At 44.8% G+C, this 24,171-nt stretch carries 21 protein-coding genes; 15 read left to right on the top strand and 6 right to left on the bottom strand.

What is annotated here, in order from left to right; all coding sequences use genetic code 11:
• Nucleotides 1-84 precede the first annotated feature (84 nt).
• Entirely contained in the window at nucleotides 85-1,104 is a 1,020-nt protein-coding gene (locus tag HYN43_RS12375) for an aldo/keto reductase (RefSeq protein WP_119409640.1), read from the bottom strand.
• Between the two features lie 527 nt (nucleotides 1,105-1,631).
• On the opposite strand from HYN43_RS12375, the gene HYN43_RS12370 reads away from it, so the two are divergent.
• Nucleotides 1,632-2,276, top strand: coding sequence for a redoxin domain-containing protein (locus tag HYN43_RS12370; RefSeq protein ID WP_119409639.1), 645 nt, complete (start codon nucleotides 1,632-1,634; stop codon nucleotides 2,274-2,276).
• Nucleotides 2,277-2,418: 142 nt separating this feature from the next.
• Here the strand turns inward: HYN43_RS12370 and HYN43_RS12365 are convergent, their stop codons facing one another.
• The 4 genes from HYN43_RS12365 to HYN43_RS12350 all read right to left on the bottom strand — a co-directional run bounded on the left by HYN43_RS12365 (nucleotide 2,419) and on the right by HYN43_RS12350 (nucleotide 5,984).
• Complete coding sequence (locus HYN43_RS12365) at nucleotides 2,419-3,969, bottom strand: alpha-N-arabinofuranosidase (RefSeq protein WP_119409638.1); 1,551 nt, start codon at nucleotides 3,967-3,969, stop codon at nucleotides 2,419-2,421.
• Between the two features lie 401 nt (nucleotides 3,970-4,370).
• The gene (locus HYN43_RS12360; RefSeq protein WP_119409637.1) at nucleotides 4,371-4,955 is read right to left on the bottom strand and encodes a TlpA family protein disulfide reductase; all 585 of its coding nucleotides are present in this window, start codon (nucleotides 4,953-4,955) and stop codon (nucleotides 4,371-4,373) included.
• A gap of 56 nt (nucleotides 4,956-5,011) precedes the next feature.
• Nucleotides 5,012-5,422, bottom strand: coding sequence for a DUF6691 family protein (locus HYN43_RS12355; RefSeq protein ID WP_119409636.1), 411 nt, complete (start codon nucleotides 5,420-5,422; stop codon nucleotides 5,012-5,014).
• A gap of 1 nt (nucleotide 5,423) precedes the next feature.
• A complete protein-coding gene (locus tag HYN43_RS12350; protein ID WP_119409635.1) occupies nucleotides 5,424-5,984 on the bottom strand; it encodes a YeeE/YedE family protein in 561 nt (186 codons plus the stop codon).
• A 165-nt stretch (nucleotides 5,985-6,149) separates the two neighbouring features.
• Here HYN43_RS12350 and HYN43_RS12345 point away from each other — a divergent pair, with 165 nt between their 5' ends.
• The 14 genes from HYN43_RS12345 (at nucleotide 6,150) to eutC (ending at nucleotide 23,430) form a co-directional block, all read left to right on the top strand.
• Nucleotides 6,150-6,704 carry a hypothetical protein gene (locus tag HYN43_RS12345; RefSeq protein WP_119409634.1) on the top strand — a complete coding sequence of 185 codons (555 nt, stop codon included), beginning with the start codon at nucleotides 6,150-6,152 and terminating at the stop codon, nucleotides 6,702-6,704.
• A gap of 306 nt (nucleotides 6,705-7,010) precedes the next feature.
• Nucleotides 7,011-7,931 carry a hypothetical protein gene (locus tag HYN43_RS12340; RefSeq protein ID WP_162996435.1) on the top strand — a complete coding sequence of 307 codons (921 nt, stop codon included), beginning with the start codon at nucleotides 7,011-7,013 and terminating at the stop codon, nucleotides 7,929-7,931.
• Nucleotides 7,932-7,958: 27 nt separating this feature from the next.
• A complete protein-coding gene (locus HYN43_RS12335; protein ID WP_119409632.1) occupies nucleotides 7,959-9,515 on the top strand; it encodes a vanadium-dependent haloperoxidase in 1,557 nt (518 codons plus the stop codon).
• Between the two features lie 34 nt (nucleotides 9,516-9,549).
• Nucleotides 9,550-10,365, top strand: a complete 816-nt coding sequence (locus HYN43_RS12330; RefSeq protein ID WP_119409631.1) for a hypothetical protein — start codon at nucleotides 9,550-9,552, stop codon at nucleotides 10,363-10,365.
• A 112-nt stretch (nucleotides 10,366-10,477) separates the two neighbouring features.
• Nucleotides 10,478-11,575 (top strand): hypothetical protein, encoded by a 1,098-nt coding sequence (locus HYN43_RS12325; RefSeq protein WP_119411222.1) that lies wholly within the window; start codon nucleotides 10,478-10,480, stop codon nucleotides 11,573-11,575.
• 184 nt (nucleotides 11,576-11,759) lie between these two features.
• Nucleotides 11,760-12,227, top strand: coding sequence for a RidA family protein (locus HYN43_RS12320; RefSeq protein WP_119411221.1), 468 nt, complete (start codon nucleotides 11,760-11,762; stop codon nucleotides 12,225-12,227).
• Between the two features lie 121 nt (nucleotides 12,228-12,348).
• On the top strand, nucleotides 12,349-13,461 hold the full coding sequence (locus HYN43_RS12315) for a D-TA family PLP-dependent enzyme (protein ID WP_119409630.1): 1,113 nt from the start codon (nucleotides 12,349-12,351) through the stop codon (nucleotides 13,459-13,461).
• A 15-nt stretch (nucleotides 13,462-13,476) separates the two neighbouring features.
• A complete protein-coding gene (locus HYN43_RS12310) occupies nucleotides 13,477-14,547 on the top strand; it encodes a dipeptidase (RefSeq protein ID WP_119409629.1) in 1,071 nt (356 codons plus the stop codon).
• A 248-nt stretch (nucleotides 14,548-14,795) separates the two neighbouring features.
• Nucleotides 14,796-17,396: an MGH1-like glycoside hydrolase domain-containing protein gene (locus tag HYN43_RS12305; RefSeq protein WP_119409628.1), complete on the top strand. Its 2,601-nt coding sequence runs from the start codon at nucleotides 14,796-14,798 to the stop codon at nucleotides 17,394-17,396.
• Nucleotides 17,397-17,684: 288 nt separating this feature from the next.
• On the top strand, nucleotides 17,685-18,275 hold the full coding sequence (locus HYN43_RS12300) for a Pycsar system effector family protein (RefSeq protein WP_119409627.1): 591 nt from the start codon (nucleotides 17,685-17,687) through the stop codon (nucleotides 18,273-18,275).
• A gap of 145 nt (nucleotides 18,276-18,420) precedes the next feature.
• Entirely contained in the window at nucleotides 18,421-19,350 is a 930-nt protein-coding gene (locus HYN43_RS12295) for a sugar phosphate isomerase/epimerase family protein (RefSeq protein WP_205589925.1), read from the top strand.
• Between the two features lie 259 nt (nucleotides 19,351-19,609).
• A complete protein-coding gene (eat, locus tag HYN43_RS12290; RefSeq protein ID WP_119409626.1) occupies nucleotides 19,610-20,968 on the top strand; it encodes an ethanolamine permease in 1,359 nt (452 codons plus the stop codon).
• 163 nt (nucleotides 20,969-21,131) lie between these two features.
• Nucleotides 21,132-22,502 (top strand): ethanolamine ammonia-lyase subunit EutB, encoded by a 1,371-nt coding sequence (locus HYN43_RS12285; RefSeq protein ID WP_119409625.1) that lies wholly within the window; start codon nucleotides 21,132-21,134, stop codon nucleotides 22,500-22,502.
• A 169-nt stretch (nucleotides 22,503-22,671) separates the two neighbouring features.
• Nucleotides 22,672-23,430 carry an ethanolamine ammonia-lyase subunit EutC gene (gene eutC, locus HYN43_RS12280; RefSeq protein WP_119409624.1) on the top strand — a complete coding sequence of 253 codons (759 nt, stop codon included), beginning with the start codon at nucleotides 22,672-22,674 and terminating at the stop codon, nucleotides 23,428-23,430.
• A gap of 52 nt (nucleotides 23,431-23,482) precedes the next feature.
• Here the strand turns inward: eutC and HYN43_RS12275 are convergent, their stop codons facing one another.
• On the bottom strand, nucleotides 23,483-23,995 hold the full coding sequence (locus HYN43_RS12275) for a DUF4251 domain-containing protein (RefSeq protein WP_162996434.1): 513 nt from the start codon (nucleotides 23,993-23,995) through the stop codon (nucleotides 23,483-23,485).
• Between the last annotated feature and the right edge of the window lie 176 nt (nucleotides 23,996-24,171).

Here is a 24,171-nt window from a genome sequence, read left to right as displayed (position 1 = left end):
GGATGCCGAAACAAGTTCGGCATGACGGTGGGTGATATGTTATTCAGAAATCGCAACGTTTGTCTATTCAGGCGCCGAGGCTAATTACCCCCTATCAGCCGCCTGCCTTTCAACCATCCATTGCGGATATTCTTTAGTAAGGGCGCTTACTTCGTCAATACGCATCAGTTCATCGGCAGATAACTCCAGATCGATAGATTTAAGGTTATCATTTAGCTGATCGATAGTTTTGGCACCTATGATGGTGCTGGTTACGCCTTTCTGCAAACGCACCCAAGCCAGCGCCACCTGCGCCGCAGATACGTTGTGCTGTGCGCCAATTTCGGCTATCACATCAATAATATCATACGCTTTTTCTTTATTCACCGGCGGGAAATCGAAAATATCCCTGCGCGAATCGCCTGCCTTTTCGTTATTGCGGGTGTATTTACCTGATAAAAAGCCACCGGCCAGCGGGCTCCATGGCATTACGCCCAGGTTCAGATCTTCGGCTACGGGCAGCACTTCGCGCTCGATATCGCGGCCGGCCAGCGAATAGTAGTGCTGCAAGCCAATAAATTTATTCCAGCCGTGCTTTTCAGCAATGCCTGCGGCTTTCATAATCATCCAGGCTGGCCAGTTGCAGCAGGCTATGTAGCGTACTTTACCGGTTAGCACAATATCGTTAAGGGCGCGCATGGTTTCTTCAACCGGGGTGCGCTGGTCAACACCGTGGACATACAATATGTCGATATGATCTAATTGTAAACGCTTTAAACTGGCATCAACCGAATTAAAGATGTGAAAGCGCGACAGGCCTATGCTGTTAATACCTTCGCCCATTTTGCCGCGTACTTTGGTGGCAATCACCAGTTCGCTGCGATCAAAGCCTAAATCGATAATAGACTGGCCCAGTAATGTTTCTGATTCGCCCTGCGAATACACGTTGGCAGTATCAATGAAGTTAATGCCTGCATCAACAACGGTTTTCATCAATTGGTTAACGCCGTCTTGTTGCAGTTTACCTATTGCCGACCAAATGCCCTGCCCACCGCCAAAGGTCATGGTGCCAAAGCAAATTTCGGATACCAGCAAGCCGGTACCGCCTAAAAAATTGTATTTCATAAGTAGATGGATTTGTGTGGCGTGAAGTTAGGATGACATCCAGGCAATGTCAACCACAAAAAGTCAGCGAAAGGTAAAGTTGGGTATAGGTAACGAGGCTGTTACCAGGTAAATGAATGTGGTGAAAATAGATGAATAAATTTTTTTAATTAATTCTACTAAGTTTATAGATATTATAGTATATTTGTTGGCACAGCAATTAAGTACACATGATTATTAATATCGAAATAAAATCAGGCCTGTCTCCAACCTTTTACAAGGTTAGTAGCCCGCTGTGTATGTGTTGCTGTTATTAGTTTATTTCGCTCCCCCGCCGGTTTTCATTAAAATTTCACTGACCTCTTTAATCAATATATTTATGAATGCATCCTATAACACACAAGCTATAAAAGCCCATACGCAGGGCTGGCTAATGCGTTACAGGGTTATTTATGGATTATGCCGTTGTTGTTGCCAGGCTATCTGATACCAAATCCTAATCACCTGGAAAAACAACATTTATCTGATAACACATAATCTATTTTAACATGCAAACCACAAATAAAAATAAATACCCGTTTTTTGATCTTCTTGAAGTTGTTGCCGAACCCGATCTTTCTTTTCGTAAAGTAAAGTCGCTTAACCCGGTAAAAGCAGGAAACTTTGTACCTGATTTTAAATTAAGCAGCGATTACAGCCGCTGGCAGCAATTTTATAACGGTGCCGAAACACATGGGCGTTTACTGGTCAATAGTTTACTGAGCAAGCCGCTGGTAGTATCATTTTACTCGGGCCACTGGGGGGCTTACGGTTTAGAACAGCTTAAACAGCTCAACGCCCTGCAGCATGAGGTTAAGGCAAGTGGCGGAAGCTTGCTCATTATCACCGATGAGCGTACCGACGAATTGGAAAAGCTGGCCTGGGAGCACAGCTTGTCATTGAATTTTTACCATGACGCCGATAAGCAGATAGCACAGCAATTCAGAGTTTATTCGGACGATTACCCGGTATGGGACAGATTTTCGGGCATCGATGAAAATGCGCCGCTGTTGGCTACATACGTTATCGAGCCATCCAAACAGGTAGTGTATAATCATATCGACTGGGATTTTTTAGACACCTTTTCTGCAGGCGATATCATCAGTGCGGTTTACGAATCGGCTTTGATTGCAAACAGTAAGAAATCAGCATAAATTTTAGGCTAAAAGCAGAAGGCACAAAGCCTTAAGCTGATTAATGATTTGACCGTATATAAAGCAGCATACATTAAAACAAAAGCCGGACTAATGTTTAGCACATTGTCCGGCCTTTTTATTGTGTTGGGGGAAGAGCGTTTTATTTTAATTCGAGGGTTACCACCGATTTTGCAGGGAGGGCAACAACCAATTTTTCGCCATCTTTTTTGGCACCGTTAAATGCACTCAAATGAATTTTATTGGTGTCTTTAAAAGTATTAACATCGGTAAGATTAGCCGAGGTTAATACCTGGCCGCTAACGGTTTGCCATTTAATATCGCTCAAACTGGTTGTGATGGTAATGGTGTTATGCGGATCGAGGTTAACCAGCGAGATGTGCACTTTGCCGGCAGCATCCTGCGAGGCAGATGCGTTTACCGCCTCAATCTTTTTGCCGTCAACTTCATAATCAGGAACGTTTAATTTAATTGGTAGATATTTAGCGTCCTGGTGCACCTTGTACATGTCAAATATATGATAAGTAGGGGTGAGGATCATTTTCTCCTTATCAGTTAGTATCAATGCCTGCAATACGTTGATGGTTTGTGCGAGGGCTGCCATACGCACGCGGTCGCTGTGGTTATTGAATATGTTGAGGGTGGTGCCGGCAATCAGGGCATCGCGAAGGCTGTTTTGTTGATATAGGAAGCCTGGGTTGGTGCCCGGTTCGGGATCTGTCCATACGCCCCATTCGTCAACCACTAATGCCACTTTTTTATCAGGATCATACTTATCCATAATGGCCGAGTGCTTGGTAACCAGTTCTTCCATTTTAAGGCAGTTAACCATAGTGCCGAAATATTCCTTTTCGTCAAATGCCGTTGCCGAACCTTTTTTGCCCCAGTTACCGGTTGGGATGGTATAATAATGTAAAGAAAGACCTGACATCAGCCAGTTAGGGATGTTTTTCATACAAACTTCAGTCCACCGGTAATCATCAGAGTTTGGCCCGCTGGCTATTTTTTTCAGCTTGGCGCCAGGGTAATCTTTGGCAAAAGCCGCATAGCGTTTAAACAAATCGGTATAATATTCGGGCGTCATATTACCGCCACAGCCCCAGCTTTCGTTACCAACACCCCAAAAGGTTACTTTATAAGGCGCAGGATGACCATTTTTAGCCCGCAGCTGTACCACGGTGCTGCTGCTGTTAGAGTTAAGGTATTCAATCCATTTCGACATTTCGTCAACCGTGCCGCTGCCTACATTACCGGCTACATAGGGCTCACAACCCAGTAAATCGCAAAGCTGCAAAAACTCGTGCGTGCCGAAGCTGTTATCCTCGGTAATGCCGCCCCAGTTGGTATTTACCATGCGCGGGCGTTGCGCCGCAGGGCCAATACCGTCGCGCCAATGATACTCGTCGGCAAAGCAGCCGCCGGGCCAGCGCAGGTTGGGGATCTTGATTTTTTTCAGCGCATCAACAATATCCAGGCGAATCCTGTCCTGTTTTTTTACAGGCAGATTTTTATCAACCCAAAAACCACCATATATGCCATGGCCCAAATGTTCGGCAAACTGGCCGTAAATGTGCTTGCTGATGGTTGTTTTTGAATCGGTACTGATATTAAGTGTACCGGTTTGCCCGAATGCCGACGAGCCTAATAACGACAAAGCGATAACGCCAAGGTGTAAAAGCGGGTTCTTTTTCATTGAAACTTAGGTTTAACAGAATGAGCAGTAAAGAAAAGAAAAAAATATTAATAAGTGTTAAAATAACAATAAAAAATAACCGTTGATTTTTGGGGTGATTACGTTGATTTCGCTGATTGCTTGTATGGTGGGGAGTTGACCGTTGATTTTTGGGGTGATTACGTTGATTTCGCTGATTGTTTGTCTGAATCAGAATTTACAGGATTTTAGAATTAACAGAATGGGACGGTTTATTATCCAATTGGCAAAATCAAAAATCAATTGCCCCGTTGCCAATTCATAAAAACAATCAGCGCAATCAGCGTAATCAAACATCATCAACGGTCAAAATCGGTGTAATCAAAAAAAATCGGTGTAATCCCAGCAAAAAAAATCAGCGAAATCAACGTAATCAAGAACAATCAACGGTTCAGACGAATAAACTCATCAAAACCCTTGCTGCTGTAATCAGCCACGCCGGCATGCTTAAAAATCAGCTTTCCCTGCTTATCAAAAACGAGGGTAGTGGGGATGGTACCGTTCATCAGGCTATCGGGCACAGCGTTGGTTTGGGTGTAAAGGGGGAGGGAATAGCCGTTTTTATCCATAAAAGCTTTGGCTTTACGCAGATCGCCGTCAACATCAACCATAATGAATTTTACGTGCTCATCATTTCTGTACTTATTATACAATTGGTTTATGGTTGGCATTTCGGCAATACAAGGCGGGCACCAGGTAGCCCAATAGTTTACAAATACAACTTTGTTATGAAGAGTTTGAATAGATGACAGATTGCCCTCTGTGTTTTTAAACTGCAGATCGGGGATATTGCTGAAGTTTTTTTCTTCGGATGCAAAGCCGGCAGGATTGGGGTTGAAAATACCTATAGCCATCAACCCACGGATAAGATAGCTTCTGGCTTCGGGTTTAAAAATAACAAGCAGCAACAATGCGATGGTCAGCATGCTGATGATGTTTGATATCGATATTTTTTTCCGCTGGATCATAATTAATTTTAACTTGTATTAAAATAGCCTGCTTCGCGCCTTGCGTAAAAATCAGCCTAATGCGGTAACTTATCCCTTAACAGGCCATAAACCCATGTTCCCAGGATAGCGCTTAAAAGCGTAACCGAAGTAACCAAAAAGCCGCTGCCTATCTGCGCAAACAACGGACCGGGGCAGGCACCAGTAATGACCCAGCCGAGCCCGAAGACCAGTCCGCCGTAAACGTTTCCCCAATTAAACTTTTTATCGGGGATGATGACCGGCTCGCCACTTGCGGTTTTAATATTAAAACGCTTAATAATTAAAACCGAGATCATTCCTACCACAATGGCGCTGCCAATAATACCGTACATATGGAACGACTGTAACCTGAACATCTCCTGGATCCGGAACCAGGAAATCACCTCCGATTTTACCAGTACAATGCCAAACAACAGGCCTGCAAACATATATTTAAGGTTGCGCATATTATAGTTGTAAAAGGTAAGGTAAAATAAACCAGGTCATGATAAAGCCGCCTGCCATAAAGCAGCAGGTAGCTATTAATGATGGCCATTGCAGGTTGGAGATGCCCATAATAGCATGCCCGGAGGTGCATCCGCCGGCATAGCGGGTACCAAAGCCCACCATGAAGCCGCCAATCACCACAAAAACAAATCCACGAAGGGTAAGTAGCTGTTTAAAACTGAAAATATCGGCAGGCAACAAACCGGCAAAGCTTTTGATGCCCTGTTGTTGTAATAAGTTATGGGTATGCGGATTGATATTAACAGCGTGGTTACCATCTAAAAAATAAACTGCAATAAATCCGCCCACAACAATGCCTGCTACAAAAAGCAGGTTCCAGCTTTCTTTTTTCCAATCGTACTTAAAAAACGGGATTCCGGCCGGCAGGCAAGCCGCACAAATATGCCTTAATGATGATGAGACGCCAAAGGTTCTGTTCCCGATAATAAGTAAAACAGGTACAACAAGGCCAATTAGCGGACCGGCCACATACCAGGGCCAGGGTTGTTTTATAAGGTCCATATTAAAATAAACTTTAGCGTGTAAATATAGCTTATTGAAAAACTTTGCCAGCCCGCCTTAGCCGATTAAAAGTTTTATGGCTCCAATTTTTAATTTTATTTGCTTTAACAACAATGTTACAATATATTTACCCTTAATTATACACCCAATTAATAAACCCATCTGGTGAAAAGGCTTATTGCCATACTGCTGTTAAATGTGCATCTGTTCAATCTGGGCGGATATAACCTGGCATTTCAGTATTTTATCCACCGATCGGAAGTGCAGATTGTTAAAGAGATTTACGAAAACAAGATAGATAAAACCAGGCTTGTTGAAATTAAGATCCCGGTGCGGTTGCCAAACATAAGCAGTTGGAATGGCTATGTACAGGATCAGGGGCAATTACAATTAAAAGGCGTGTATTATAATTACCTGCGTTATAAAATAACGCGCGATACCATGTCATTTATATGTATAGCCAACGCAGTAAAAACGCGGTTGGTTAGTGCCAACCTTATTGTGGCCAAAGAAATAAGTGATGTACCGCTTGGCAAAAAGGGCGGGCATGAAGCTCCCCTTAAAAAAACAGGAGCTGCCAATGACTACAGCCTTCAGTTTATGCACTACCAGTTTCTTACTTATGGTGCCATGCTTAAGGTAAAACCCAATACTCTACTCTACCTACATACTTCACCCTTCATCGAGTCGCCCGGCAAACCACCTAATGCCGCCTGTTAATCATTACCTGTAAATTGTAAGTTTTTAGTTTTGCAGTAAGTAGCAGCTTATATGGCCGCCTGAGGTAGTTTTATGTCGATCTGGATTTTTGGGAAAGCCATATCCCTTTCAATCCCGCTAATTGCGTAAATGCTTCCGGTGTTATATCGGCTAAAACCAGGTAAGTTAATTGTGGATGTTTTTTGTACGATTGCTAACTGGATAAACCACTACCCAATCAAGTCAATCAACCATTCACAAAATTACAGCCCGTTCTGCAACAGTGTGTTATTACTAACCGTTCCCTAATTTTTTAAAATGAAATTTATGTCGCTGTATTATTACAGATGTAGTATAGTTATTTGCTTTTTTGTTGCCTTAGCGCAATTTGCCAAAGCTCAAACCGAAACCGATGCTTTGATGATCCCTAAAAACTATTTTTGTGCCGCCGCAGTATATTCCCACGGAAGTTGGGATCACTACTGGGAGGGGACATTTAAAAGGGATAATCCAAACTTAGGTACCGTAAGCACCAATACGTATACGCTGGGTGGCAACTACGGTTTGTCAAACCGTATCAACCTGTTAATGATGGTGCCTTTTGTTACAACCAACGCATCGGCAGGCACCCTGAGGGGCGAGAAAAAATTCCAGGATTTGATGTTTGCCTTTAAGTGGATGGCCGTGAAGGAAGAGATAGGCAGGGGCTTGTTCAGTTTCCATGCCATAGCCTCAGGCTCGGTACCGCTAAGCAATTACGAAGCCGATTTTCTGCCGCTTTCGGTTGGTTTACACAGCAAAAACGTAGCTATCCGCGGTTTGCTTAACTACCAGATAGGCAGGTTGTTTGTTGCCGGTGCCGGCCAGTACGTGCGCCGCAGCAATATCACTATCGACAGAAATTCATACTACACCACCGAAATGCATTATACTAACGAGGTTGAAATGCCTAACGTTACCAACTTTTTGGCAAGCGCCGGCTACCGCAGTTTGAGATTTAACGCCGAAGCCACCTTTACCAAAATGACAACTTTGGGCGGGTTCGACATCCGTAAAAACGATATGCCTTTCCCAAGCAACAAAATGAACGCCAATGTTGTGGGGGCCTTGTTTAAGTACAGCACGCCAATGGGTATTGAGGTTACCGCGGGCGGCAACTATGTTTTAAGCGGCCGTAACGTTGGCCAAACACGTTCGGGTTATATCAGCGTGTACTATGTGTTTAATACCAAGGGTGAGAAAAAGTAAGAAGGGGAATTTTTAAAGAATAACAAAATGAAAAAAACATTACTTAACATAATTACAGGTACCCTTTTAACCGCCACTGTTTTCAGTTCGTGTAAAAAGGATATTTTAGATCGCACTGCCCTGTATCCGGCGCTGGCGCCATCAAACCTTGATTTAACAGCCGATACCTGGAAGCCTGTTTTGATTTCCGATTTTAATGCCTTTACTGTAGCTGCGCCGGATGCTGTTACCTCGCCGGCTTATATAGCCGATTTGAACGAGATTAAAGCCTACCAACGTAACCTTACCGATGCCCAGCAGAAAGTGATCCAGTACTGGAGCGCGGGTTCGGTTTTAAGGTGGAATGAGATTTTGCGCGAGTTGGTGGCTAAGCACAATGTACCGCCTTATCAAAATGCCGATGGCTCTTACCCGGCACCAAATTCGGCCAACCCGTTTAATTATCCTGAGTTCCCGTTTTCTAACCCTCCTTACGCAGCGCGTGCTTATGCCTATGTAAGTGCATCGCAATATGATGCTTTGATTGCGGCCTGGCATTTTAAAAACCAATATAAGCGTACCGCGCCTTATAAAAATGATTCGGGCGTAAAAGCTTTAATTCCCGCTTCCGAGTTGCCGTCGTATCCAAGCGAGGATGCTGTAGTATCGGGTGCCACTTCCGAGATCATGAAACTGCTTTTCCCTACCGAGGTAGCCTACATTCAGCAAAAGGTTGATGAAGAAAAGTTTTACCGCATAGCATCGGGCGCTAACACACGTGCCGAATTCACAGCCGGCGAATCATTAGGTCGCCAGGTAGCATTGTTGTTTGCTGCCCGTGCCCGTGCCGACCGTGCCGGTAAAGCCATTGGCACACCCGACATTTGGAAAAACTTTGAAATAACGACCGCTGCCAAAGGCGAGCAGTTTTGGGTGAGTTTAGAAACACCGAAAAGGCCGCCGATGTTACCGCTGTTTTCAAAAGTGATCCCGTTTTTGTTTGATACGCTTACCGTTGCAGCCATCAGGCCTCCGGCACCTTATGCCACCAATTCGGCCGAGTTTAAAAAAGAAACCGAAGAGGTGCTGTCATTCAGTAAAAACCGCAGCCGCGATCATGAAGAGCTGGTTGCATTTTGGGCTGATGGTGTTGGTACCTACACGCCTCCGGGCCACTGGAACGCAATTGCCGCCGACGAATTTGTAAAACAAAAATACAGCGAGGTACGCTGCGCCCGTAACTTCGCCCTCTTAAACATGGCCGAAATGGATGCGGCGATAGTTTGCTGGGATACCAAGTATTTTTATTTTAACCAGCGCCCGTCGCAGGCCAACCCTAATATCAAAACGCTTACAGGTGTGCCTAACTTTCCGGCTTACACATCAGGTCACTCTAACTTTAGTGGTGCAGCGGCTACGGTGTTAACCTATTTACTGCCGGATAGAGGCAGCAAGTTTAATGATATGGCACACCAGGCGGCCATGTCAAGGTTGTACGGAGCTATTCACTACCGCAGCGATTGCGAAGTTGGTTTAATAACCGGAAATAAGGTAGGCACTTATGCCGTTAACAGGGGTAAAGCCGATGGCGCGGATGCCAAATAACAGGATGTTGAATTTGACGACGAATAAATAACAAATGCGCGGCTTAACTATCAACCAAAAAATATATTTCACGCTTCGCCTTGCGGTGGCTATGTGCTTTATCGGGCATGGTGCTTTTGGCATCATCACCAAAGCAATATGGTGCAATTATTTTGCTGTAGCAGGCATAGGGCATGATACGGCTTATACGCTGATGCCAATTGTAGGTACTGTTGATATCCTGATGGGTATCTCCATGCTGGTGTACCCAACCCGGGCAGTAGCCGGCTGGTTGGTGATCTGGGGACTGGTTACCGCTTCGATGCGACCGCTCTCGGGCGAGCCTTTTGCCGAGTTTATTGAACGCGCAGGTAACTATGGAGCACCATTTGCACTGCTGCTTTTGCAGGGTGGTTTTAACACAGGCTTTAAACAATGGTTTAGCCGCATGAACGATGAGATTAAGGTTGACGCTGCAACACTTTCAAAAGTGACAATCTGGCTTAGAGTATTTGGTTTTTTGCTGCTGATAGGCCACGGTTGGTTAAACCTGATTCAAAAACAAGGTTTATTAAACCAATATAACGCGCTTGGCTTTGGCAATCCGGCTCAAACAGCTCAGTTTGTTGGCTTTTTGGAAGTGCTGGCTGCACTGATGGTACTTATTCGTCCTTTTAAAAATATACTGTTTGTATTTATTGTATGGAAAATAACCAGTGAGCTTTTTTATCCCAAATATGAAATGTTTGAGTGGATAGAACGCGGCGGAAGTTATGGTGTACTGCTGGCCCTGTGGTTTGCGGTAAAGAAAGCACCCGCCCGTGCTATGCTATGGCCCTTTAAACAAACATCTGATTTGGAAGCTTACTAATCCGTTTTAAAAATTACTGAAAATGCTTTTTAGCAGGGGTAAAATACCCTGCCTTGCTATACTATTATCTAAACAATTATAAATGCTAACCAAAACGCCCTACTACAAAACTATGAAGAACTTTACTTTGAAAACTATTGGTGCTGCTGCCATCCTTATATTCACTGCCAATTTAAAGGCAAATGCCCAGGGCTGTGTGGCCATTAAAGGCACCGGAGGTTTAATGACTATCGAGCATCCGATGGAGGATTCAACCGGATCTGAACAAAGCTGGGAGATTACCGCCTCTTTCAGGTATTTTAAATCATTTCGCCACTTTAAAGGAAGTGAAGAACAAAAACAGCGTCTGATTATCGGCAATGAGGTAATTAACCATCAAAGCACCTACGATTTGTTCCTTACCCGTAATTTTGATCGTTTCTGGTCGGTTTCGATAGGTGTGCCTTATCTTATCAATACCCGTTCGTCATTATATGAGCATGGCGGCAAGGAACGACATAAATCGTACTCAAACGGTTTTGGCGATACCCGGATCATGGCCAGCCGTTGGTTGTTTGACAGCCACAAAACAACCAAGGGCAATATCCAGGTTGGTTTGGGTATTAAACTGCCTACGGGTGATGCCGACTACATGTCGAACTTTTACAATGTGATCCCATCAAAACGCCCGGTTGATCAATCTATCCAGCTTGGTGACGGTGGGGTTGGTATCATTGCCCAGTTTAACGGCTTCCTTAACTTTAACAGCCATTTTAGCGGTTATACCAATTTATACTACCTCAGCAATCCGCGTAATACAAACAATACCCGTACTTACCGCGAAACCCTGAGCGCAACACTGGCTAACGAAGCAATTTCGAGCGTGCCCGATCAATACCTTGCAAGGTTGGGTGTAAATTACACTTTTGGTGGTGCTTTACGTGCATTAACACTATCTGCCGGCGGCCGTATTGAGGGCATCCCGGTGCATGATGTGTTTGGCAAAAGCGATGCTTTCCGTCGCCCGGGCTATATCATTTCTGTCGAGCCATCGGTTAACTATGCCTTTAAACGCTTTAATGTATTTGCCAGCGTACCAATTGCTGTAAGGCGAGATCGTACCCAAAGTGTTACCGACAAAGAAAACTCGGCCATACAGGGCAAATACGTAATTGGCGATGCGGCTTTTGCCGATTATGCCGTCAATTTTGGTGTGTCTTTTAAATTTTGAGATTTTATATATACTTAGTTGAATTGGTGAAGCCGGGAGTGAGATCCCCGGCTTTTTTTGTTTACCGGAAATCTGTTTGGAATTTCCTTTTATATTAATCGAATCGTTTTTCGGTAGTGGCATTAGGTATGTAAAATATATTTTTTGTAATACTTTTTTCTTTAAAAACAATAGTTTTACGCTCATGAACACTCCCGAAGAAAACTTTGCGGCGCTGGGTTTAAACCTGCCGCCTGCACCAAAACCACTTGGCGTTTACAAGCCTTGCTTAGCTGATGGTAAATATTTATACCTGTCGGGCCATGGCCCTGTGCAGGATGATGCCAGCCTGATTATCGGTCGCGTAGGCGATACCATTAGCCAGGAGGATGGCAAGCTTGCCGCCCGCCAGGTTGGCCTAACCATGCTGGCTACCATTAAAGCCAACATCGGCAGTTTTAATAAAATCAAACGGGTTATCAAAGTATTGGGAATGGTAAACTGCACGCCCGATTTTGAAAAACATCCATTCATCATTAACGGGGCCAGCGAACTTTTTGCCAAAGTTTGGGGCGAAGAAAACGGCATTGGCGTACGCAGTGCCGTGGGTATGGGCTCGCTGCCTGATAACATCCCGGTAGAGATTGAGGCGCTTTTTGAATTAGAAGATTAATTTTTGTAGAGACGCATAATTGCATCTCCCGTATGCAAATTAGCGTAGATTGTTGCTCACAACGAACCTAAAAGAGACGGATTTGATGCGTCTCTACCTCAAATTAGACCAATTTTAACTCATGTCAGCAAACTGGTACAACATACAGGATCTTGATAGGCTGGATACCCCGGCGCTGGTAATTTATCCCGATAGGGTAAAAACCAACATTGCCACCATTACCGGTATGATTGATAACGTAGCCCGGCTTCGCCCGCATGTTAAAACCTATAAAAATGCCGAGGTAACCGGCTTACTGCTTGAAGCCGGGATTAATAAGTTTAAATGCGCCACCATTGCCGAGGCCGAATTGCTGGCCATGAGCAAAGCGCCCGATGTGTTGCTGGCTTATCAGCCCGATGGCCCTAAGCTGCACCGTTTTATAAGGCTGATTCATGCTTACCCCAAAACGCATTTTGCCTGTTTGGTTGATAACGATGCTTCGGCCAAAGAAATATCTGATGCTGCCGAAAGGTACAAGTTAAAGATTGACGTGTATCTGGATATGAACGTGGGCATGAACCGTACAGGCATTGCCCCTGGTTTTGAGGCTTTGCAACTTTATATGGATTGCGGTGTGCTGCCCGGCATTAACCCCGTGGGCTTGCATGCTTATGACGGGCACATCCATGATGTTGATTTACAGAAACGTGCCGAACGCTGCAATTTTGCATTCGATCCGGTTTTAAAGCTTCAGCAAAATTTAAAGCAAAAAGGCTACCCGGAGCCGGTTATTGTTGCGGGCGGCTCCCCAACTTTTCCTATTCATGCCAAACGGCCGTATGTTGAATGCAGTCCCGGTACATTTGTTTATTGGGATAAAGGATATCAAACAGGTATGCCCGAGCAGGAGTTTTTACCCGCAGCTTTGGTTATTACACGGGTTATCTCCCTGCCTGGCCCTACCAAGCTTTGTTTGGATGTTGGCCATAAATCAATCTCGGCCGAAAATGAGCTGAGTAAGCGTATCTACTTTTTAAATGCGCCCCAACTTTACCCGGTAAGCCAAAGCGAAGAGCATTTGGTGGTTGAGGCCGGTAAAAATCATCAATACCAGGTTGGCGATGTGCTGTACGGTATTCCGCATCATGTTTGCCCTACCGTAGCGCTGTACGAACGCGCTTATACAATCGAAGAAGAAAATATCAGCGGCGAGTGGCTTAACCGGGCCCGTGACCGTAAGATCACCATTTAAATCCCTCTGAAAAAAATGTTTGTTGTTGATGCCCATCTTGATTTAAGTATGAACGCCCTCGAGTGGAACCGCGATCTTACGCGCTCCCTCGCCGAAATAAATGAGCGTGAACAAGGTTTAACCGACAAACCAGACCGCGCCAAAGCTACCGTATCGCTGCCCGAATTACGCAAAGGCAATATCGGCCTGGTTGTGGCTACGCAGATAGCCCGCTATGTTGCACCCGGAAACCCGTTACCCGGCTGGCACTCGCCCGAACAGGCCTGGGCACAAACACAAGGCCAGGTAGCCTGGTACAAAGCTATGGAAGATGCCGGCGAAATGGTACAGATAAATGATCTTGCCTCCCTCGAAAATCATTTAAAGCTTTGGAACGATGGTACGCCAAAAGATAAAAAGCCGGTAGGGTATATATTAAGCTTGGAAGGTGCCGATTCGATAGTGACGGTGCGTCATCTTGAACGGGCTTACAATTATGGCCTCAGGGCAGTTGGCCCGGCTCATTATGGGCCGGGCAGGTATGCGCAAGGTACTGATGCTACCGGGTATATGGGGCCAAAGGGACACGAACTGTTAAAAGAAATGGAACGCCTCAATATTATTTTAGATGCCACCCATTTGTGCGACGACAGCTTTTGGGAAGCGCTGGATCATTTTAACGGACATGTTTGGGCAAGCCACAATAACTGCCGGGCTCTTGTAAATCACAACCGCCAGTACAGTGATGAAATGATTAAGGCGCTTATTGAACGTGGCGCGGTGATAGGTGCCGCATTGGATGCCTGGATGATGGTACCTGACTGGGTTAGAGGAGTATCCACACCAAAAGGCATGAACTGCAATATGGAGGTGATGGTTGATCATATTGATCATATTTGCCAGATTGCCGGCAACGCGCTGCACGTAGGTATGGGTACTGATCTGGACGGCGCTTTTGGCCGCGAGCAATGTCCTTATGATCTGGAATCCATTGCCGATTTACAAAACGTGCCCCATCTGCTTAAAAAACGTGGGTATACAGATGAGGATATTCAAAATATGATGCACGGTAACTGGCTGAGGTTTTTGAGGAAAGCCTGGGCGTAGTTTGGTTTGCAGTCGTCTGAATCAGAATTTACAGAATTTGAGAATTAACAAAATTTAATTACAATACAAGAATTCTGAAAATCCTATAATTCTGTAAATTCTGATTCAGACAAAAGATATACAAAACCCATCCCTTTCTTCACGCAATAGTAAAACCTGCCTTTAATATCTTTAACTTTCCTCAATAAAATCTACTTTGCAAAACACTTACCTTAAACTGGGGTATTGTGTAAATTGCTATCTATACTATGAATGCAGAACAATCGAGGTTAAAAGATACCGGCTGGAAAAAATGGGGGCCTTACGTGAGCGACCGCCAATGGGGAACCGTGCGTGAAGATTACAGCGCCAATGGCGATGCCTGGAATTACATTACCCATGATATGGCCCGCAGTAAAGCCTACCGCTGGGGCGAGGAAGGCATTGCCGGTATTTGCGACAGGCAGCAGCTGCTTTGCTTCGCGATTGCTTTGTGGAATAAAAAAGATCCTATTATTAAGGAACGTTATTTCGGATTAAGTAACCCCGAAGGAAACCATGGCGAAGACGTAAAGGAAATGTACTACTACCTGGATAGCACGCCTACACACTCGTACATGAAAACTTTGTATAAATACCCCCAAAATGAGTTTCCGTACAAGTTGCTGGTTGACGAAAACAAACGCCGCGGCCGCCACGACCCGGAGTTTGAGCTGATGGATACCGGTATTTTTGATAAAAACGAATACTTTGACGTTTTTACCGAATACGCCAAAAACGCGCAGGAAGATATCCTGATTAAGATAACCATCCATAACAGAAGCTATCAGGATGCGCCGTTGAATGTGATGCCTACTTTATGGTTCCGCAACACCTGGGGCTGGGGATATGATTCGCGCAAGCCTGATTTTACCGCTCACTCAAATAAGGTAATAAGCGTTTTTCAAAAAGAGCTTGGCCAGATGTGGTTGCATATTGATGGCGAGGCAGAGCTGTTGTTTTGTGATAATGAAACCAACTCGCGCAGGTTATATAATTATGATGACGGGCGTAAATATTATAAAGATGGTATAAATGATTACCTTATTCATGGCGCCGATACTGTTAATCCGGCCAGAATAGGTACCAAAGCCGCTGTAAATTACGATCTGGTTGTCCCTGCCGGCCAAAGCGTTACCCTGCGCCTGCGCCTTTCGGAAGATGCCAATTACGGTTTTGAAGATTTTGATGAGATTTTCGCTACCCGCCTAACCGAAGCCGACCAGTTTTATAACGACATCCACGGCCAAACCATGAACCCTGACAGGCGACTCATTCAACGCCAGGCTTTTGCCGGCATGATGTGGAACAAACAGTTTTATTACTCAGATATCCGCCATTGGTTAAGCGGCGATAAAGGAATGCCCCGTCCGCCCGCGCAAAGGGAAAATGCCCGCAACAGCAAATGGAAGCATTTAAACACCCGCGATATTGTATCCATGCCCGATAAATGGGAATACCCCTGGTTTGCCGCCTGGGACCTGGCTTTTCATTGCATGCCGCTGGCTACCATAGATATGGCTTTTGCCAAAAATCAGCTGGTATTGCTAACCCGCGATTGGTATATGCATCCCAATGGACAGTTACCTGCCTATGAATGGGATTTTGGAGATGCCAATCCCCCCGTGCATGCTATGGCCGTATGGAATATTTACAAAGCCGATAAGGAAGCCAACGGCGGCAAAGGGGATACTTATTTCCTGGAGCGGGTTTTTCATAAACTAATGCTCAACTTTACCTGGTGGGTTAACCGTAAGGACGAAGCCGGGAACAATATTTTTGAAGGTGGTTTTTTGGGAATGGATAACGTCGGCGTTTTTGATCGCAACACCCATTTGCCTTCGGGCCAACACCTGGAACAGGCCGATGGTACCAGTTGGATGGCCATGTATTCGCTCAACCTGCTGCGGATTGCCACCGAACTGGCCGAAACCGATAAAGCTTACTCCGATATTGCCTCCAAGTTTTTTGAGCATTTTATCTATATCGTAGGTGCCATGTCTAACTTCGGCGATAGCGATGAAGGGCTTTGGGATGATGAAGACGGTTTCTTTTACGATCAGATCCGCTTTCCGGATAATGGCTCGGTGAAAATGCGGGTGAGGAGTATTGTGGGTTTGATACCCTTGTTTGCCACCGAAGTGCTTGATGAAAAAGATATTGCTGATAACCCGATTTTTCAGGACAGGCTGAAATGGTTTGCCGAAAAACGCCCGGACCTGGCCTCGCTGGTATCGCGCTGGAACGAAAAGGGGCATAACGGCAAACACCTCATCAGTTTATTAAGGGGGTACCGCATGAAATCGCTGCTGAAATACATGCTTGATGAAAATGAGTTTTTGAGCGAATACGGTATTCGCTCCTTATCAAAATATCACCTCAAACATCCTTTCCATGTTTCGGTAAACGGTGTTGAATTTGGCATAAGCTATGTACCCGGCGATAGCGACAGCGGCCTGTTTGGCGGTAACAGCAACTGGCGCGGCCCGATATGGATGCCCATCAACTACCTCATCATCGATAGCCTTCACCGCTTTCACCAATATTATGGCGACGAGTTTAAAATTGAATGCCCCACCGGATCGGGCAATTTTATGAACCTGAAAGAGGTGGCCAATGAACTTTACGGTCGTGTTTCTAAACTGTTTATGATAAATGAAAACGGTGAGCGACCGGTGTACGGAAAAAATAAAAAGCAACAAACCGATCCCCATTTTAAAGATCATATCCTGTTTTACGAGTTTTTTGACGGCGATACAGGCAAAGGTCTGGGTGCAGCCCACCAAACCGGCTGGACGGGGTTGATAGCTAATTGTTTATATGTGGAGTGATTTTTTTGATTTTGGATTGCGAATGTTCGATTTCGGATTTTTTTGCGGGGATTAAACCGATTGATTTTTGCTTACACCGATTTTGACCGTTGATAATGTTTGATTACGCTGATTGCGTTGATTTTTCCATGAATTGGCAATAGGTCAATTGATTTTTGCTTTCGCCGAATGGGGGGTAGACCATTTCATTCTGCTAATTCTAAAATTCTGTAAATTCTGATTCAGACAATTCCTACGGTGAAAATGTGGTAAAATGAATTATTTTTATCAGCTTATAAACAAAATCTCATGGCAGATCAGGAGTCATCATCGCAATGCGCACAACAACCCGCCGAGGTTGATTTAGGTATTGAAACACTTTTAAAAGTTACATCCAGTACCGATCAGCGCCTTAGCGATATGGCTGATAATAAGGCCCAGATCCTGATCACGGTAAACTCGATCATTATATCGGCCATTATCAGTTTGGTGCTCCGTAAGCTTAAGGATAACTCGTTTTTGATAGTACCCTCGTACCTGCTGCTTACTGTGAGTTTAGCAACTATGATCCTCGCTATTTTATCAACCCGGCCATCAATACCGCGGGGCAAGTTCAGCGTAAAAGATTTAGAGAATAAAAAGGCCAACTTATTGTTCTTTGGCAATTTTTACCGCATGAAGCTGGATGACTTTGCTGTAGGCATGAAGCAGGTGCTAAACGATAAGGAATATTTATACGAAAGCCTTATTAAGGATATTCACACCCAGGGCGTAGTTCTCGGCCGCAAATACCGCCTGCTTAGGGCGGCTTATAACGTGTTTATGTTTGGGTTAATTATCGCTATTATCGCCTTTATTGTTTCATCAATGAAACATAATAGTTTGCCGGATATTATTTGAACCATGATTTATAGGATTCGAGTTCAGACAACATTCGTCAAATCCCGGTTAAATTTATTGTGTCTTTTTTACACAATAAATTTAATTTGCTGATAATTAATAATTAGCTTTACTGTACCAGTTAATTATTAACCATTATCAAAACATGATTTACAGCAGAAGAAACTTTATTAAAGGTGCCGGTGCGCTTGCTTTGGGCAGTGTGGCCTTATCTGGCAAGGCGGCAAGCTTTTTAACGCCGATGGAACATCACCCGGTTGGTTTGCAGTTGTTTACCTTTTTCGGCATTATTGATGAGGACGTTAAAGGCACTCTTACCAAAATTGCGGGTGTAGGCTATAAAGAAATAGAGTCGGCTTTCAGCAAAAAAGGTGGCTACTATGGCATGAAACCTAAAGAGTTTAAGGCCATGGCAAACGGTTTAGGTTTGAGTTGGGTATCGCACCACGTACTGGGTGCGCAGTTTAAGCTGCCTCCGGGTGCTAAAATGCCCTTAGGAGCGGATGGTAAGCCAATAGTGTTGCCGCCGGTATTAAACCTGCGCGATAATATGCAGCAGGTAGTTGATGAAGTTGCCGAGGGCGGTGTAAAATACCTGGTATGCGCCAATTCGCCTACCGCCACTTTAGAAGAAGTTAAAAGCACCATTGCTGTATTGAATAAAACCGGCGAAGCTGCAAAAAAAGCAGGGATTCAGTTTGCTTACCACAACCATGATATGGAGTTTAAAGCGGTTGATGGTAAAGTGCCTTACGATTTGTTGCTGAGCGAAACTGATGCCCAAAATGTAAAAATGGAGCTTGATTTGGCCTGGGCTGTTAAAGCAGGCAAAAATCCGGTTGAGATGTTTAAGGCTCATCCGGGACGTTTCCCGCTATGGCATGTTAAAGATCTGGACGCCTCACGCCAGAATATACAACCGGTAGGTGGCGGTACAATTGATTTTAAACCAATTTTCGCGGCAGCAAAATCGGCAGGAATGAAACACTTTTTTGTAGAGCATGATATGCCTAAGGATGCTTATGCCAGTATTACGGCCAGCATGGGCTATTTGAAAAATAAGCTGATGGTATAGCCGCTGTATATCTGAAATTTATTGTTATAAAATTACTGCCGGTGATAAAATTACCGGCAGTTTTTGTTATCAGTTGGTTCTGGTGGTAGTGTTTAAGGTTTTATTTGATTTTACTACTATAAAATTGACTTATAGCGCTATGAATTCGGCCTGATTTTGAAATAGCTCCTCTTAACAATTCCATAATGTGCGCTAATTTTGATTTAACTTGCCGTTTAAGTAATTTAAGGCGATAATTATTATTTGAATCGGGTGGTTTATGGCAGAAACATCTACAGAGCAACTAAAAAAAGTTTTAAAACCGGTTCATTTATGGGCTATTGCTGTAGGTTTGGTGATTTCGGGCGAGTATTTTGGCTGGAACCTGGGTTGGGCCGTATCCGGAACCATCGGTTTGCTGATCGCCACGCTGGTAATTACGCTAATGTATATCACTTTTATTTTTAGCTATACCGAATTAACCACTTCCATACCTCATGCGGGCGGGGCGTTTGCTTATGCTTACCGGGCTATGGGGCCGTTTGGTGGTTTAATAGCCGGCTATGCAACGCTTGTTGATTTTTTGGTAGCCACTCCGGCCATTGCGGTATCCTTGGGTAGTTATCTGCACTTTTTATACCCCGGTATCCCGGTAACCGAAGCAGCCGTGGGCTTTGTAGCTTTGTTTATCCTGCTTAATATGCTGGGTGTAAAGGAATCGGCCACGTTTTCGGTATTCATTACCATATTGGCCGTTATTGAGTTGTTGCTTTACCTGGGCATTGTATCGCCGCATTTTAAAACGGCTAATTATCTTGCCGATCCGATGCCTTTTGGCTGGGCCGGTGTGTTTGCGGCGCTGCCTTATGCAGTGTGGTTTTACCTGGCGATAGAAGGTGTTGCCATGGTAGCCGAAGAGGTGGATAATCCTAAAAAAAATATTCCCCGCGGATATATCTCTGCCATTATCACCTTAGTTGTACTGGCATTAGGTGTAATGATAATAACCGGCGGCTTAACCGACTGGCATAAACTAAGCCACCTGGATTATCCGTTGCCCGAAGCCATCGGTATTGTTTTGGGCAAGGGAAATGGCCTGACAAAAATTTTTGCCAGTATTGGTTTATTCGGGCTTATAGCCTCGCTGCATAGTATTATACTGGCATCATCAAGGCAGGTATTTGCCATGGCGCGCAGCGGTTATTTGCCGCGTGCGCTATCAAACATCAACCATAAATTTAAAACCCCGCACTGGGCGCTTATAGTAAGCGGCGTAGTGAGTTGTATTTTTATTTACCGGTTTAAAACAGACCAGATCATTATGCTATCTGTACTGGGTGCCGTGGTGATGTACATTATGAGTATGCTGAGCATTTTCATTTTACGCAAAAAGGAACCACATTTAAACCGGCCATTTACAGCACCACTATATCCGGTTTTCCCGGCAATAGCGCTGATTATTTGCATAATATGCCTTTTTGCATCGGTATATTTTAACCCGGATATGAGTTTGATTTTTGCCGGAGGCCTGGTAATTGTGTTGATAGTTTTTGTTGCGATGGGAAAACACAAAGTTGCATTAAACGAGGATATGATGAATGCGCCTGCAGAGCAAGGCGTCATTGAGTCATTGGAATAATCATTGGGTCATTAAGTCATTAGGTCATTGGTTTAGCGGAGGCACTTATTTAAATACTTTCAATAGCCTGATGAAAAAAGTGACATGATATCCCAATAATCTGCAGAAATAAAAAAATGACCCAATGACGCGCAGCAAATGACACGTAGTAAATGAAATAACAATGTACCGCCACACCATACATCACCGGGTTTATAAATTTGCCGATTTGAAAGCATTGCTCGGCAAGGCTTCGCCTTTACGCTCGGGCGATGAGTTGGCAGGCTTGTGTGCCGATGGCTATGAGGAACGTGTGGCAGCGCAGATTACCCTGGCCGATGTTCCACTTAAAAATTTCTTGAACGAGGCGGTGATTCCTTATGAACAGGACGAAATAACGCGCCTCATTATTGATGAACATGATGTTTTAGCGTTCAGCCACATCAGCCATCTTACCGTTGGCGAACTGCGTGATTGGCTTTTAAGCGATGAAACAGACTGCCATACTTTAACTACTATTGCGCCCGGTCTAACTCCCGAAATGGTTGCCGCTGTATCAAAACTGATGCGCAACCAGGATTTGATAGCCATGGCCGCCAAATGCGAGGTGGTTACCCGTTTTCGTAATACAATAGGTTTAAAAGGGCATTTCAGCACGCGTTTACAACCCAATCACCCTACAGATGATCCACGGGGGGTGGCTGCCAGTATTATAGATGGTTTGCTGTTTGGCAGCGGCGATGCGGTTATCGGCATTAACCCTGCTACAGATAGCCCGGCTGCGGTGAGTAGTTTACTTATTTTAATGGACGAATTACGCCACAGGTTTGAGATCCCCACACAAACCTGTGTTTTAAGCCACATCACCACTACCTTGCAACTGGTTAACGAAGGCGCACCGGTCGATCTGTGTTTTCAATCCATCGCCGGTACCGAAAAGGCTAATGCCAGCTTCGGCGTTAATTTGAGTTTGATTGAGGAGGCTTACCAGGCTACGCTGTCGTTAAAGCGGGGTACTGTTGGTAATAATGTAATGTATTTTGAAACCGGGCAGGGTAGTGCGCTCTCGGCGAATGCCCATTTCGGGGTAGATCAGCAAACCTGCGAGGTTAGGGCTTATGCTGTGGCCCGTAAGTTTAAGCCTTTACTGGTGAATACGGTAGTGGGCTTTATCGGTCCCGAATATCTATACGATGGCAAGCAGATTATCCGCGCAGCGCTCGAAGACCATTTTTGCGGGAAGCTGTTAGGCCTGCCCATGGGCGTTGACGTTTGCTATACCAACCACGCCGAAGCCGACCAGGACGATATGGATAACCTGCTCACCCTGTTGGGCGTGGCGGGCTGTAATTTTGTAATGGGCATTCCCGGATCGGACGATATTATGTTGAATTATCAATCCACTTCCTTTCATGATGCACTGTACCTGCGCAAGGTGCTTGGTTTAAAACCCGCACCCGAATTTGAACGCTGGTTAATTAAGCAGGGGATTGTTGATGATAAAGGAAATATGCTGCCGGTTAAGGAGCATGGGCTGTTGGGAGAGGTGAGGTAAAAGGGTAAAGGTGAAAGGCAAAAGGTGAAGGTTCTTTTCCATCCTTGCGCTCGTTATAAACGAGCGCTTAACATGGCTTCGCGATTGCATCGCGCGGTTTGCGTTATAAACGCAAACCCAATTAAGCACTCGTTGCAAACGAGCGCAAGATTATTGATATAAAGATTAAATGAAACGCAATATCCCACACGAAATAGAGCCATTAAAAGCCCTGCAGGAATTTACTTCGGCACGGATAGCTATCGGGCGCGTGGGAACGAGTATCCCGCTCAAACAATCGCTTGAGTTTAAGTTGGCTCATGCCCACGCACGCGACGCGGTTTATTCTGAATTGGATCTGGATAAACTTACAACATCACTTAGTCATTTCGGTGTGCCTGTAGTACATCTGCACAGCCAGGTTACCGACAGGCGGCAATACCTGCAGAGGCCCGATCTGGGGCGTAAGCTAAATAACGCATCTTTGGCTCAGTTGCAAAGCTACCGCGCTGAATTTGATGTTGCCATTATGGTTGTTGATGGTCTTTCGGCTACTGCCGTAAACGAAAATACAAAAGGCCTGCTCGAGGCACTGATCCCTTTATTAACCGACAGCGGGTTTAAACTGGCTCCGATAACTTTGGTTGAACAAGGCAGGGTAGCCATTGGCGACGACATAGGCTATGGCTTAAACGCCAAACTTTCGCTGATACTAATAGGCGAGCGGCCGGGCCTGAGCGCAGCCGACAGCCTCGGGGCATATCTCACCTACAACCCTAAGCCCGGCTTAACCGATGAGTCGCGCAACTGCGTTTCAAACATCCGCCATAAAGGACTTTCTTACAAAAAAGCCGCAAAAAAAATATTTTACCTTATTAGTGAAGCTTTTAAACGCCAGCTATCGGGTGTTGATTTAAAGGATAATGCGGGGCTGATAGCTGAAGGCTGAAAGCTTTATTTGCTTGTGCCGCGCTTTCAGCTTTTAGCCTTCGGCTTTCCGCTTATTTCTTCCTCGCTTCAATATAACCGTTAAATGAAATAGCATCGCGGTTGCTGCTGATCACCTGTAGCTGGCCGTAACCATCTTGCGAAATGCTTAGATTAAAGGTTTGTACATCGCGCCAGTCGGCTATGTTTTTATCTTTTGGTTTGATGATGATGTTCCAGCCGGTGCCTTTCGGGGTTGATGTATAGCTAAATTTGGTGGTGTTTAATTTAATACCACCATCGGTACTACCGGGATTAGGAGCAACGTATGCGCGGCCAAAATAGGGCAGAAATGCAACAATGGTATCCTTACCAATGGTTAAATCATAGCTTGATGTAAGCGCTCTACTGCCTCCGCGAAGCGGGACAGCAAAAGTTGCATTGAATATAAAATTTTGCGCCTCAACCATCTCCTTTATCTGGGCACGTGCAGCAGCTTTCTTTTCGGCTTTGGTTTGCGCATTGGTAATATTAATACCAACAAATATAAATGCAGCCAATAAGGCCATTTTGGTTAAAAGTTTCATGATAAAAATGTTTAAAAAAGGTTTGACGGTAATGGATAGTTCAGGTTTAATTACACTCAAATTTAAACAATCTTTTAAATAAAAAAGCCACCCCGAAAGGAGCGTCTTTAAATGAGAATATGGAAAGCTTAGATCGGGGCAATTCTCCTCTTGGTGTAGGGGACGGGTTTCTGCGC

The sequence above is a fragment of the Mucilaginibacter celer genome (assembly GCF_003576455.2).
GTDB classification, from domain to species: domain Bacteria; phylum Bacteroidota; class Bacteroidia; order Sphingobacteriales; family Sphingobacteriaceae; genus Mucilaginibacter; species Mucilaginibacter celer.
The sequence above is the reverse complement of the archived record's forward strand: the minus strand, read 5'-3'. Positions and strand labels throughout refer to the sequence as shown.